This window comes from Intestinibacillus massiliensis, from assembly GCF_900155735.1.
Classification (GTDB): domain Bacteria; phylum Bacillota; class Clostridia; order Oscillospirales; family Butyricicoccaceae; genus Intestinibacillus; species Intestinibacillus massiliensis.
The window spans coordinates 527,343-539,671 of the sequence record NZ_LT707059.1 but is presented as its reverse complement, the minus strand read 5'-3'; the positions used below and the strand labels follow the sequence as shown (position 1 = coordinate 539,671).

General features: G+C 56.5%; 12 protein-coding genes. 5 read left to right on the top strand and 7 right to left on the bottom strand.

Annotated features, from left to right (window positions below):
• Positions 1-55 precede the first annotated feature (55 nt).
• The 3 genes from CZ203_RS10465 to CZ203_RS10455 all read left to right on the top strand — a co-directional run bounded on the left by CZ203_RS10465 (position 56) and on the right by CZ203_RS10455 (position 2,149).
• Entirely contained in the window at positions 56-736 is a 681-nt protein-coding gene (locus tag CZ203_RS10465; RefSeq protein WP_087066043.1) for a manganese catalase family protein, read from the top strand.
• A 171-nt stretch (positions 737-907) separates the two neighbouring features.
• A complete protein-coding gene (locus CZ203_RS10460) occupies positions 908-1,207 on the top strand; it encodes a hypothetical protein (RefSeq protein WP_087066042.1) in 300 nt (99 codons plus the stop codon).
• Between the two features lie 57 nt (positions 1,208-1,264).
• Complete coding sequence (locus CZ203_RS10455) at positions 1,265-2,149, top strand: C40 family peptidase (protein ID WP_159456470.1); 885 nt, start codon at positions 1,265-1,267, stop codon at positions 2,147-2,149.
• Between the two features lie 45 nt (positions 2,150-2,194).
• On the opposite strand, the gene CZ203_RS10450 is transcribed toward CZ203_RS10455, so the two are convergent.
• The 5 genes from CZ203_RS10450 to CZ203_RS10430 form a co-directional block, all read right to left on the bottom strand.
• Positions 2,195-2,791, bottom strand: a complete 597-nt coding sequence (locus CZ203_RS10450) for a hypothetical protein (protein ID WP_087066040.1) — start codon at positions 2,789-2,791, stop codon at positions 2,195-2,197.
• A 64-nt stretch (positions 2,792-2,855) separates the two neighbouring features.
• The gene (locus tag CZ203_RS10445; protein ID WP_087066039.1) at positions 2,856-3,272 is read right to left on the bottom strand and encodes a secondary thiamine-phosphate synthase enzyme YjbQ; all 417 of its coding nucleotides are present in this window, start codon (positions 3,270-3,272) and stop codon (positions 2,856-2,858) included.
• Between the two features lie 154 nt (positions 3,273-3,426).
• Positions 3,427-3,954, bottom strand: a complete 528-nt coding sequence (locus tag CZ203_RS10440) for a hypothetical protein (RefSeq protein ID WP_087066038.1) — start codon at positions 3,952-3,954, stop codon at positions 3,427-3,429.
• A gap of 13 nt (positions 3,955-3,967) precedes the next feature.
• Positions 3,968-5,530, bottom strand: coding sequence for a recombinase family protein (locus CZ203_RS10435; protein ID WP_087066037.1), 1,563 nt, complete (start codon positions 5,528-5,530; stop codon positions 3,968-3,970).
• A 170-nt stretch (positions 5,531-5,700) separates the two neighbouring features.
• On the bottom strand, positions 5,701-6,660 hold the full coding sequence (locus CZ203_RS10430; RefSeq protein ID WP_087066036.1) for a LysR family transcriptional regulator: 960 nt from the start codon (positions 6,658-6,660) through the stop codon (positions 5,701-5,703).
• A 123-nt stretch (positions 6,661-6,783) separates the two neighbouring features.
• Here CZ203_RS10430 and CZ203_RS10425 point away from each other — a divergent pair, with 123 nt between their 5' ends.
• Both CZ203_RS10425 and CZ203_RS10420 read left to right on the top strand, forming a co-directional pair.
• Positions 6,784-8,511, top strand: a complete 1,728-nt coding sequence (locus CZ203_RS10425; protein ID WP_087066035.1) for an adenine deaminase C-terminal domain-containing protein — start codon at positions 6,784-6,786, stop codon at positions 8,509-8,511.
• Between the two features lie 53 nt (positions 8,512-8,564).
• Positions 8,565-9,869: an NCS2 family permease gene (locus CZ203_RS10420; RefSeq protein WP_087066034.1), complete on the top strand. Its 1,305-nt coding sequence runs from the start codon at positions 8,565-8,567 to the stop codon at positions 9,867-9,869.
• Positions 9,870-9,931: 62 nt separating this feature from the next.
• On the opposite strand, the gene ftsH is transcribed toward CZ203_RS10420, so the two are convergent.
• Both ftsH and CZ203_RS10410 read right to left on the bottom strand, forming a co-directional pair.
• A complete protein-coding gene (gene ftsH / locus CZ203_RS10415) occupies positions 9,932-11,782 on the bottom strand; it encodes an ATP-dependent zinc metalloprotease FtsH (RefSeq protein WP_087066033.1) in 1,851 nt (616 codons plus the stop codon).
• A complete protein-coding gene (locus CZ203_RS10410; RefSeq protein WP_159456468.1) occupies positions 11,763-12,248 on the bottom strand; it encodes a MarR family winged helix-turn-helix transcriptional regulator in 486 nt (161 codons plus the stop codon). Before CZ203_RS10410 ends, ftsH begins: the two co-directional genes overlap by 20 nt.
• Positions 12,249-12,329: the final 81 nt, after the last annotated feature.

Genomic DNA, 12,329 nt, shown 5'->3' with positions numbered 1-12,329 from the left:
GTAAACTGTTAATCAATCCCATACTAATTATAAACTAAAAAGGGAGTGAATAAATATGTTTAAGCATGAAAAACCCATGTTGCGCGAAGTAAAGGTCGAAAAGCCCAATCCGCAGTATGCCGTCCTGATGCAGGAGCAGCTTGGCGGTGCGAACGGCGAGTTAAAGTCGGCCATGCAGTACCTTTCCCAGAGCTTCCGCATCAAGGATCCGGTCATTAAAGACTTGTTCCTGGATATCGGTGCGGAGGAACTGAGCCACATGGAAATGGTGGCGCAGACGATCACGCTGCTTAACGGGCACGAAGTGGACAACCAGGCGGTCAGCGCGGGCACCATTGAAACGCATGTCCTGAACGGCCTGTGCGCTGGGCTGTACAATGCTTCCGGCTATTCTTGGACCGCGGATTACGTCACCGTGACCGGCGACCTTGCCGCCGACCTGCTGTCCAATATTGCCTCCGAACAGCGCGCAAAGGTGGTCTATGAATACCTTTACCGCCAGATTGAGGACAAATATGTCAAAGAAACGATTGAGTTCCTTCTGGAGCGTGAGGAGGCGCATAACGCGCTGTTCCGCGAGGCGTTTAACAAAATCCGCGATACCGGCTCCAACCGTGATTTTGGGCTGACCGCGGACTCCAAGCTTTACTTCGACCTGTCCACACCGGACAGCAAACCCAACCCCAAGCAGATCAACCCGACCCCGCCGTCCTTCGCGCCGGCGAACCCCCAGTAAGTCGCAACACAAGGAGAGGGCACAAGATCTTGTGCCCTCTTTTTTGTGCATTCCGCAATAGAAATATTTTTTTATCGAATTATCATTTGACAAATTCTCCGCATTATGCTATCATGTAACCGTAATGTAACTTTTGAATGTAACCGTTTTGTAATCTAAGGAGTTTAAAATATGTCCACTACCGTTAAAAAAGAAGAGTTCCTGCAGTATAAAGGCCGTCCGCTCATGCGCAAAGATAACATCATTTATTACGGCAGCATGAGCGACCGCTACATTATTATGATGCAGGTCCTCGAAACCAAGACCGTGAAGGATCTGGCGGTTGCGACCCGTGTCGCCGTGCAGCTACAGCAGACCTCCCCCAATGTACGTCCGAAGGACCGCATTGTAAAGAAGACTGAAAAAGATGGACTTTGGAACGCAATGGATATTGCATCGATCTGGCTGACCCGCGCATTGTCTGCCAAGTAACCCCGCAAGGAAGCACAAAGACAGAGAAACAAAATGTCAACTGGAGGGATTACCAACATGAACTTTTCCGGGAAACTGATCAAGGTTGCCGCTACGGCAACACTTATGGCGTCTCTTGCATGCACCAATGCTTTTGGCCTATACGCCGCTAACACCACCGCAAGCGTCAATTTCCGCCAGACCGCAGGCGGCTCTATTATTTCCACACTGCCAAAGGGCACCCAAATCGCCGTTATCGACAACAACGGCGACTGGTTCCGCATCGCGGTCAACGGCATGACGGGCTACGTCAGCGGCGAATACATAAAGGGCACGCCGGATTGCGATTTTTCGCTCGGTACCGCTACCGTTACCTGCGAGAGTTCCGTCAATCTCCGCGCGGAGCCCAATACCGACAGCGAGGTTTTAAGCTCGGTTTCCAACGGAAGCACGGTCGCCGTACTCGGTGTAAAGAACGATTGGTATAAGGTACAGGTAGGCGATACCGTCGGCTACATGTTTACCCCTTATGTATATGTCAACGGCCGCATGGCCTCGCAGACGTCGCGCAGCGACTCTTCCGACGCGGAAGCCAAGCGCAACCAGGTCCTTGATTACGCGGCAAGCTTCCTCGGCACCCCGTATGTCTATGGCGGCAGCAGCCCCAGCGGTTTTGACTGCTCCGGTTTCACCTCTTATGTGTATAAGAATACGGTCCGTTCCATCCCGCGCACCGCTACCTCCCAGCGCAACGCGCTGACCAACGTCTCGATGGACGAGCTCAAGCCTGCAGACCTTGTATTCTTTGGTTCCGGCGGCTCGATCAGCCACGTCGGCATTTATGTCGGTAACGGCAAGTTCATCCACTCCCCCCACACCGGTTCGGTTGTCAAATACGACACCCTGTGGAGCGGCAACTACAACCGCCGCTTTGTATCCGGCGCACGTGTTATCTTCGATTAATACATAGTTTTATAAGGCTTCGGACAAGCAGTCCGAAGCCTTTTTTCATGCATGCAGTTCCAGCGCCCCATCCATCAGGCGGACCGAGCGGTATCCCTCGTATTTTTCCTGCAACGCCTGGTTGACTGCTTCGTTCAGCGCCCCGGACAGCGCGGGCGACAACGCGCTTACCGGCAATTCAATCCCGCCGGCTGCGATGCGCTGCGGCGTGAGGGTAAGCTGCCCCTCCGTGCTGCAGGCCGCGGTGAAATCCGCCTGCAATTCAAACTGCGCAGGGAGGAAAATAAGTGCCGAACGCATTGCGCTGCCGCTTTCCAAATAACCGGCCAGCTTATCCTTATATAAAGTGCCCTTGGCGCATACGCTGCCATTATGCGAAATGGCGACGGAAATGCCTTTGGCGGGAAAATCCTCGGGCAGGTATTGCTCAATCATCTGTGCGACCTCGTCTTCACCTAGCCACATATTTTTTGACCCCTCCCCTTCCGTTTGCCCCTGCTGTGCCCCTTCCGCATTCGGTTGGCCGATCGGCGTATGCACCGGTGCGGGACGGTACAGCAGCATCTTCCCGATCAGCATGAGACTGATAATCATACAGACGCCGAGCAGAAGCGTATATCCAAAACTTTTTTCGTTTTCCACCAATCAGCCCTCCTCATGATAGCCTACTGTAAGCTATGCGGACAGGCTGGGGTTTAGAACCCCTTCATTCGCCGATGACTTTTATGAGTACGCGCTTGTCCCGTTTGCCATCAAACTCAAAATAAAAAATTTGTTCCCAGGTGCCGAAATCAAGCCTCCCGGCTGTAATCGCAACCACGGTTTCCCGCCCCATGACGCTCCGTTTCAAATGCGCATCCGCATTGTCCTCAAAGCCGTTGTGACGGTATTGTGCATATGGTTTTTCCGGGGCAAGCTTTTCAAGCCACACCTCGTAGTCACGGTGTAGGCCCGGTTCGTCGTCATTAATAAATACGCTGGCCGTGATATTCATTGCGTTTACCAGTACCAGCCCTTCCATAACGCCGCTTTCCGTAACTGTCTTCTGTACCTCATCGGTGATATTTTGCAGCCCGCGGCGTGATGGCAGGCAAAAGTGTAATTCTTTCCGGTAGGATTTCATAACGCCCACCCTTTCCCTATCCCTGTTGTTTCTCTATCATATCACAACATTTTGGCCGGGTCAAAGCGTTTCGTGTAACTACATTCGCGCTTTTGCGCAATCAAAAAAACAGACGGACAAGCCGTCTGTTTTTTTGATTGACACGAGTCGCGTCTTAGCAGCAGGATTTGCGCTTACAGCCGCCTGCGCTGGAGCCGCCGCATCCACCGGAAGGCCCGCAGCTACCAGAACCGGCGCCGCAGCCGCCCGGGCCGGGTGCAAAGTCATGGCAGGGGTCCGGCTCGCAGCCGCATCCACAACCACAGCCGCAGTCACAGGAAGGCTCCCTGCGCGGCGGGAAGAACTCATCGACCGGGAACTCGAAGCGGTCAAATACGTCGCAGGGATCCTCCGGGTCACCGCCCCCGCCACAGCTGCAATCGCGTTCCGGCATGCAGATGTCGTATGCGGGCATCAGGAGCTGGATGTCGCGCTCGAGGCGGATGATGCAGAACTGCCCCAACGTGACGAACAGGCGGCGGCAGTTATTGTTCAGGACGATATCCTGGCCAAACATCTGGCAGATGGAGTTCGGGACTTCGCTCAGCTCGCAGCCGCAACCGCAGTGATGGTGCGGCTCCACGATCTTTGCATCCAGGATCAGCGGGTCAACGACTTCGGCTGCGGACACATAAATAGGCATACCGCGGGCAGTTTTATCCCCGTCGCTTCCTCCGGTATCGGTTGAGCGCGCCGCTCCGTTCTTCGGCGACCGCGCCCTCAATCCCGTGCAGGAACAGCCGCGCATGCTCCCCCGCAGCAATCTCAATGCGGCCGACGACCTGGCGCAGGCCTGCATTCGTCATAGCTTCCAGCGATAGCACGGACAGTGCGGTTTCCCGTATCCATGCCGACTGCGTTTTGCCGGTATGCCCATCGTCCTCCAACCCTGACAATTCCTTTTCCACCTGTACACGCTGCGCCTCGTTTTGCGCGCTGCGCTGTTTGAGTTCCTCCAGGCTGACCAGCCCGTTTGTATACAGAGTGAGCAGCCGCTCCCTGGCCATCCGCAGCCGTTTGCTTTCTGCGTGAAGCCATTTGTGCCGGCTGTCCGCCTGCCCGCCTGTTTTACGGCGGCTACTATATTCCTGCCCGACACGCTCCAAAAACCGGCCTAAGTCCGGGATTGCCTGTAAGAAGTACGCAGACAGGAATGCGCAGAGCGCCGGTTCGTCGACATGGGAACAATTTGTGCAGCGTTCCCCGCCTGTCACGGCGATCCCCTGATCCCGTTTCCGGCAGACCCAAAATTCCCGCGTCCCGTCCTTCCGGCGGTAACGTTTTCGCGAAAAACCCGCGCCGCACGCATGGCACACCAGCAGGTTGCTGAACAGGTGGGCGCTGGAATGGCGGCGCGGCGGCGGCGCGGCAGTTTCCCGTTCATGCATTGCCTTGCGGCGCGCCAGCTCTTCCTGCACCGCGTCGAACTGTGCGGTGTCTACAATCGCATATTCCGGGCGGATATGGCTGTACCACTCCTCCGGCGGCAGTTCCATGCGCGTCCCTTCCAGCACATCCCGCGTTTCGCTCTTATGGTTTACCACGACGCCTTTGTACAGGGGGTTGTGCAGCAGCCGGAGCAGGTTGCGCTCTTCCCACAAGCAGCCCTTTTTGGTCGGGATGCGCTCGGCATTCAGGGTGGACGCAATCCGACGCATGCTGTACCCATCCAGCACCATTTGGAAGACCCGGCGCACCACTGCGGCCTCCCCTTCATCCACCTGCAGCGTAAATAGGTTTTGCCGCACATACCCATAAACCAGATTCGGCACCCGCCCCTTCTGGGCGTTGATCTTTTTCCCAAAGCGCACGCGCTTGGAGGTGTTGATACTTTCCTCCTGCGCAATCGCGCCGAAGATAGTCAGCGTAAACTCCGAATCCCCATAGGTCGTCATATTATTGGTGACGAACAGCACCACGACGCCATAGCGTTTCAGGGTGCGGGTCGCCGTGAGGAAATCCAGCGTATTGCGCGCAAACCGCGCGATATCCTTGACCGCGACCGCATCAAATTCCCCTTGCTTTGCATCTTCCAGCATTTGCAGGAAACGGTCGCGCTTTTTAAGCTGTTTCCCCGAAATCCCTTCATCCGCGTAGATACGGATCAGTTCATGGTGGTGCAGCCGGGCAAAATCCTGAAAAAAGCACTTTTGATTCTCCAGGCTGTCTAGCTGTTCCCCATGGTCGGTCGATACCCTGCAATATGCCGCCAGCCGCATCTGTATCCCCCCTGTCACGGCCGCAGTTCCAGCAGCCGCTGCACCACAACCGCAAGCAGCTTTTCTTCCACCTCCTTGTTGCGCCCAGGCTGTAAGACCTGTAGTACAATATTAGGCTTTTCCATAGGCTCCCCTCCTCTGTGGTTTATATATGGGGGACCTGCATGGGCCTATGCCTTCACATCGGGGATGAACGGGCTGCCATCCATTTGGCTTGCCGGCTGCATGGCATCCCGTACGAGCTGCAAAAAATACCGCGTATAGGATGGGATATAGCGTCCCTTCTGATAAATGGCAAACAACGTGGTCTCGGTCTTGGGCGCGCCGACGGAAAAACAAACCGGCGGCTCTTCAAAGTGGATCTTTCGGATATAGGATTCGGGTGCAAAGGCCAGGGCGACGCCGTTTGCGGCCAGCCGGATGGCGACGTCCGAATTTCGGGTGCGGAGCAGGAGGTTTGGCGCAATCCCCGCCAAACCCAAGAGCTGCGCGGATAGTTTTCCCGTGGTCTGTTCCAGCGGGTGCATGATAAAGCGCTCCCCCGCAGCCAGCGAGAGATCCATCCACGGGAAGCGGCAGCCGTCGCGCCACACACCGCGCCGCGCCAGCGCATGGTTTTTCGCCATGACGAGCACAATTTCTTCCCGGCCAAGCTCCTCATGTATCAGGTTTTTACTCGGGCTGGTATCATTATAAATGACAAGGTCGATATCACGAGAGGAGAACAGATGCTGTTCGATGGAGTGCGCCTCCTCCAACAACGCGACTTCCACCTGCGGGTATTTTTGATAAAACCGGGGCAGGATATCGGGTATAATGCACGACCCGCGCATCAGCGGGATCGCAACGGAAAGCCGCCCCTTTTCCTCGCCCAGCAGGTCGGCGCACTCCGCACGCCAGTCGCCCTGCATCGCGACCATACGCTCCGCATAATCCAAATAGCGCTTGCCAATATAAGTCGGGACAAGCTGGCTCCCAATCCGGCTGAACAGCGGGGAACCGACCTGCCGCTCCAGGTTTTTTAAGAATTTGCTGAGCGCCGGCTGCGTCAAATAAAGCGCGTTGGCGGCGCGCGTCAGGTTCCCGCAGCGGGCGATATGCAAGATATAGTGCAGCTCCTTGAGATCCATATCCGCCCTCCATAAATAAAAGTTATGGGTCTGATGAAATTAATGAATTTGAATTCTGTTTGCGGATATTATACAATAAATCTATTGATATGACAAGAAAGTTATGTACCGGAGGTGAAACAAATGGAAAGCATTCAAGCGGACTTGCTCGTACGCAATGTGCGGGTATATAACAGCTACTTTAAAACTTTTACCGCTGCTGACGTTTCGGTTGTCGACGGAAAGGTCTTCTATATCGACCCATCGCGCGCCCATCCCTGTGAGGCGGCAACGGTTGTTGACGGTGGCGGGCGGTATATGGTGCCCGGCCTAATCGATATCCACATGCATATCGAAAGTTCCATGATGACGCCCGGTGCCTTTTGCGACCGCCTGCGCTCCTGCGGCGTGACGACGATTGTCTCCGAACCACATGAAATGGCAAATGTTGCGGGCCTGCAGGGTATCCTGGATATGATCCGCGCCGGGGAGGGCTGCCCGGTCGACATCCTTTACGGCATCCCGAGCTGCGTGCCCTCCACCTCCCCCAAGCTTGAGACCACGGGCGGCACGATCGGCTGCGCCGAGATGGAACGGCTCCTCGAAAGCGATGCGATCGCCTGCGTCGGCGAAGTCATGAACTACCGCCAAATCATTCAGGAAAATGACCTAGAAATTTCAAAGTTCCTTAAAAAGCTCCGCAAAACAGACAAGGTTTTCCCCATCGAAGGGCACTGCCCCGCACTGCTGGATCTGGATCTCGCGAAATTCCTGTTCCTCGGCATTAACGGCGACCATACGGAACACAGCCTGGAAGAACTGCGGCAGCGCTTTGCCGGGGGCATGTTTGTCGAAATCCAGGAAAAAATGCTGCACCGCGAAGTTCTGGAGTTCATCAAGGGGCACAACCTATACGAGCATTTCTGCTTTGTGACGGACGATGTAATGGCGGATACCCTATGCGCCGAGGGGCAGCTTGACGCGCTGGTCAGAAAGGCTGTCGCGCTCGGTATGCCGCCGGAACAGGCTATTTACAACGCAACCTTTACCCCGGCGCGGCGCATGAACCTCCTCGACCGCGGCGCGCTCGACCCGGGCAAAAAAGCCGACTTCGTTTTGCTGGACGACCTGGAGTCTTTCGACGTATACGCAACCTATCAGGGTGGCAACTGCATCTACCAAAAGGGCGACGCCCTGCAGGCGCAGCCACCCGGCGTGGGCTTTTCCGGCGCCTATTACCACAGCATCCATTTGGCGCCGCAGGACGAATCGCGCTTTACCGTCAATGCCCCCGTGCAGGACGGGTCCGTCCGGGTGCGCGTGATGGAGCTGCACGACGGCAGCACCAAGACGGATGAAAAAATCATCGAAATGCCTGTGCGGAACGGCGTCCTTTGCTGGGAAGGTTCCGGTTGCCTGCTGGCGGCCGTTTTCGAACGCTATGGCAAAAACGGCGGCGTGGGATTCGGCTTCGTCACCGGGGACTGCCACAAACAGGGCGCGGTAGCGACGAGTTACGCGCACGACTGCCATAATGTGCTGGTGGCCGGCGGCAATGCAAAGGATATGGCGGCCGCCCTCAACCGGGTCATCCAGCTCCAAGGCGGCATGGTGGCCTCTTGTGATGGGAAAATACAGGCCGAACTGCAGCTTAACATCGGCGGAATCCTATCCGGCAGTCCGGCAGCCGAGGTCGGCGCGGCGCTGGGGCGGGTGCGCGCGGCGATGGAAGCGCAGGGTTACCGTCACTACAACCCCATTATGTCGTTCTGCACGTTGACCCTCCCGGTCAGCCCCGTGCTGAAACTGACGGATAAAGGGCTTATCGACGTCAAGGCGGGATGTACTGTTCCGCTTTTTATAGAGGGATAGGCTGAAACGCCTGTCCAGGGGAAAGAAATAGACAAAATAGGGAGGAAAATGAAATGGGTAGCTGGCTCGAAAAGCGTTTTCAGCTAAACGCGTTTAAAACCAATATCCGCACAGAAATTTTAGCAGGTATCACGACCTTTGTGACCATGGCCTACGTCCTGGGCACCATCCCGAATATGATGGGCGACGCAGGGCTTGACCGCGGCGTCATCCTGACCTCGATGATCCTGCTGATCATCGTGACCACCGTCGCAATGGCGTTCGTAACCAACCGTCCGTTCGCCCTGGCCCCCGGCCTCGGCAGCGTCGGCATCGTCGTCGGCATGATGGCGAACGACGGTATTTCCCCGGCAATCACAGCGGGCGTCATTTTTTGGAGCGGCGTTATTTTCGTCATCATCTCCTACGTCGGCCTGCGGGATGCGGTCGTAAAGGCCATCCCAGCCAGCCTAAAGCATGCGGTCAGCGCAGGTATCGGCCTGTTTATCGCGCTTCTCGGCTGTAAAAACGCCAAGCTGATCGTCGCGGTCGAAGGCAAAAACAACCTTGCCTGGGGCGACCTGGCCAGCCCGGTCGTCATGCTGGCGCTGATCGGCTTTGTGCTGATCCTGGTGACCAAAACGATGAAGGTGCCGGGCTACATGATCGTTTCCATTCTGATTACGACGCTCATCGGCATCCCAATGGGTATTACCAAGCTGCCGGAAACGCTGTTTACCGCCCCCGGCAACCCCTTTGGCAATTTCCTGCACATCGACCTGCTCGGCTCCCTCAGTTTTGCGTACATCCCGTTCCTGATCGCGCTGTTCGTGCCCGACTTCTTTTCGACGTTCGGTACGGCGCTCGGCGTCGGCGCAAAAGCCGGTTATCTGGATAAGGATGGTAACTTGCCCGGCATCGACCGCGTGTTTAAGGTCGACGCGATCTCCACGGTCGTCGGCTCGGCGTTCGGCATGCCTTGCATGACTACCTACCTGGAGTCCTCCGCCGGCGTGGAAGCAGGCGGCAAAACCGGCCTGACCGCCGTTTCGACCTCGGTATGTTTTGCGTTTATGCTGCTGCTGACCCCGATCGCGCTGATGATCCCGTCCGCGGCCACCGCCCCGGCGCTCATCATCATCGGCGTCGGCATGATGAGTTCCCTGCGCAACATCCATTTTGATGATTTTACCGAAAGCTTCCCCGCTTTCATCTGTGTTGCGTTCACGATTTTTGCAAACAATATCGCCAACGGCATCTGTGTCGCGCTGCCGGTTTACCTGATCCTGAAGCTGGCTTCCGGCCGCGTCCGCGAAGTGCCGAAGGCCATGTACGCGCTGATCGCCGTCTGCATCCTGTATTTCTGGACCATCGTTTAAGCTTTCCGGCGAATACAAAAGCCTGCTGCCTGTTATACAGGCAGCAGGCTTTTTGCTTCGCTTTATCCTTCGCGCAAGATTGCCATAAACTGCTCGCCGGTGATGGTTTCCTGCTCCAATAAGTGGTGGGACAGCTTGTGCAGCAGATCCAAGTTTTCCTTGAGGATGGAAACCGCCTTGGTATGCGCCTCCTTGACAAGGGAAACGACCTCGCGGTCGATTTGCGCCGCCGTCTCCGCGGAGCACGTGAGCGAGGCGTCCCCGCCGAGGTAGGCGTTTTGCACGGTTTCGAGCGCTACCATGTCAAACTCGCGGCTCATGCCGTAGCGCGTAACCATGGCGCGCGCCAACTTTGTGGCCTGCTCGATATCATTGGCCGCGCCAGTCGTAACCGAGCCGAAGATCAGTTCCTCCGCGGCGCGCCCGCCGGTAAAGGTCGCGATCTTATTGAAGGCCTCGTCCCGGCTCATCAGCATGTGTTCCCCCTCTTCCACCTGCATCGTGTAGCCGAGGGCGCCTGACGTGCGCGGGATGATCGTGATCTTATGCACCGGTGCGGAATCCGACTGTTTGGCCGCCACCAGCGCATGGCCGATCTCGTGGTATGCCACGATTTCTTTTTCCTTCTGCGAAATGACCGCATTCTTGCGCTGCGCGCCTGCAATCACCGTTTCTACGCTTTCCTCCAGGTCGCTTTGGTTCAGCGCGCTGCGGCCGAGCCGCACGGCGCGGAGCGCGGCCTCATTAATGATATTTTCCAGCTCCGCGCCAGAAGCCCCGGCGGTTGCGCAGGCAATTGCGTTAAAGTCGATCGGCTGCTGCATGATTACGGCCTTTGCATGCACCTTCAGGATTGCTTCGCGCCCCTTGAGGTCTGGCAGTTCCACCGGGATGCGGCGATCGAACCGTCCCGGGCGCAGGAGCGCTGGGTCGAGGGATTCCGGACGGTTGGTGGCCGCGAGGATTACGACGCCCTTGCGCCCGTCGAAGCCGTCCATTTCGGCGAGCAGCTGATTGAGCGTCTGCTCACGTTCGTCGTTGCCGCCCATGCCGCCGGTCTCGCGTTTTTTGCCGATCGTGTCGATCTCGTCGATAAACACGATGCAGGGCGCCTTCTCGTTCGCCTGTTTGAAGAGGTCGCGCACTTTAGCCGCGCCCATACCGACGAACATTTCCACAAATTCAGAACCTGAAATCGAGAAAAACGGCACATGCGCCTCACCTGCAACGGCCTTTGCCAGCAGGGTTTTACCGGTACCCGGAGGGCCGACCAAAAGCGCGCCCTTCGGCAGCTTGGCGCCGATGGAAGCATATTTATCCGGGTTGTGCAGGAAGTCGACAATTTCGGTCAGGGCTTCTTTGGCCTCATCCTGTCCCGCCACATCGGCAAACGTCTTGCCCGTCTGTGCCTCGACATATACCTTGGCGTTCGATTTGCCAAAGCTCATGACGTTGCCCGCCATCTTTTTCTGCATGGAGCGCGTCAGCAGCCAGCCGAGCAGGAGCATGGCGGCAATTGGCACAATGGTCGTCCAGAGCAGGGACGGCGGCTCCGGCCAAATTGCGCTGAATTTCACTTTGCTGTCCAGCAGCCGCTGCACCAGGTCGGGGTCGCCTACGCTGCTGGTCACATAGACTTTCTGCGGCTTATCAAACAGCGAAGGCTTTTTCGGCGTTTCCTTCCCGTCTTCCTTGGTTAGGAATACGATCTGGTTTTTCTCATTCTGGATTTCGACCTGTGAAACCTCGCCGTTTGCGATCATATCGACAAACTCGTTATACGGCACCGATTCTGTCTCTGGCGTCGTAAACATCGGCAAAACCAAGAAGTTGAGCGCAAAAATAATCAGCAGCGCAACCCCGTAATAATAAAACAGCGAGCGCTTGGGATTCTTATTGTTTTTCTTTATCATTTTGATCGATCCTTTCCGACATACATGCCACCAGCGTCCCAATCCAGCCGGATAGGATATCTATACTTTCCTGGAGCTTTTGCGCGTCGGCCTCCGTCATGCTGCCCAGGAACGGCGCACACCGTTTCTCAAGGTGCGCTTCCATACGCCGCACCGTTTCCCAGCCCTGCGCCGTCAGATGCAGCACCACACAGCGCTCGTCCGCGCAGCTCCGTTGCCTAGCCAGGTAGCCGCGCTGCTCCATCCGCTTGCACAGCGTGGAGCGGTTGCCGCTGCTTTGGCCGCGCAGGCAGCGGATCCGGCCGACGGTCAGCTCGCCGTCATGGCCGGACAACTCAAACAGGAGCTGCGCCTGCGCCTGGGTTAGCCCCTCCGTTTCGGCGATGGGGGCAAAAATACTGTCAAACGCGTCCTCCATGTCATTCCGGAAATGATACAGCCGGTCTTTTAGCAATACTCCCGTCACAAGGCGGCACCTTCTTTCCTTTATGATAGAGATATTATATGCTAATGCATCTTTTGTCAATCTCCAGGAAGGATTGTTTGC

Bases quoted from the DNA above. Each gene is read 5' to 3' on its own strand.
- CZ203_RS10445 (WP_087066039.1), bottom strand. From the start codon at position 3,272: ATGAAATCCTACCGGAAAGAATTACACTTTTGCCTGCCATCACGCCGC.
- CZ203_RS10465 (WP_087066043.1), top strand. From the start codon at position 56: ATGTTTAAGCATGAAAAACCCATGTTGCGCGAAGTAAAGGTCGAAAAG.
- CZ203_RS10420 (WP_087066034.1), top strand. From the start codon at position 8,565: ATGGGTAGCTGGCTCGAAAAGCGTTTTCAGCTAAACGCGTTTAAAACC.
- ftsH (WP_087066033.1), bottom strand. From the start codon at position 11,782: ATGATAAAGAAAAACAATAAGAATCCCAAGCGCTCGCTGTTTTATTAT.
- CZ203_RS10440 (WP_087066038.1), bottom strand. From the start codon at position 3,954: ATGCCTATTTATGTGTCCGCAGCCGAAGTCGTTGACCCGCTGATCCTG.
- CZ203_RS10460 (WP_087066042.1), top strand. From the start codon at position 908: ATGTCCACTACCGTTAAAAAAGAAGAGTTCCTGCAGTATAAAGGCCGT.
- CZ203_RS10435 (WP_087066037.1), bottom strand. From the start codon at position 5,530: ATGCGGCTGGCGGCATATTGCAGGGTATCGACCGACCATGGGGAACAG.
- CZ203_RS10425 (WP_087066035.1), top strand. From the start codon at position 6,784: ATGGAAAGCATTCAAGCGGACTTGCTCGTACGCAATGTGCGGGTATAT.
- CZ203_RS10455 (WP_159456470.1), top strand. From the start codon at position 1,265: ATGAACTTTTCCGGGAAACTGATCAAGGTTGCCGCTACGGCAACACTT.
- CZ203_RS10430 (WP_087066036.1), bottom strand. From the start codon at position 6,660: ATGGATCTCAAGGAGCTGCACTATATCTTGCATATCGCCCGCTGCGGG.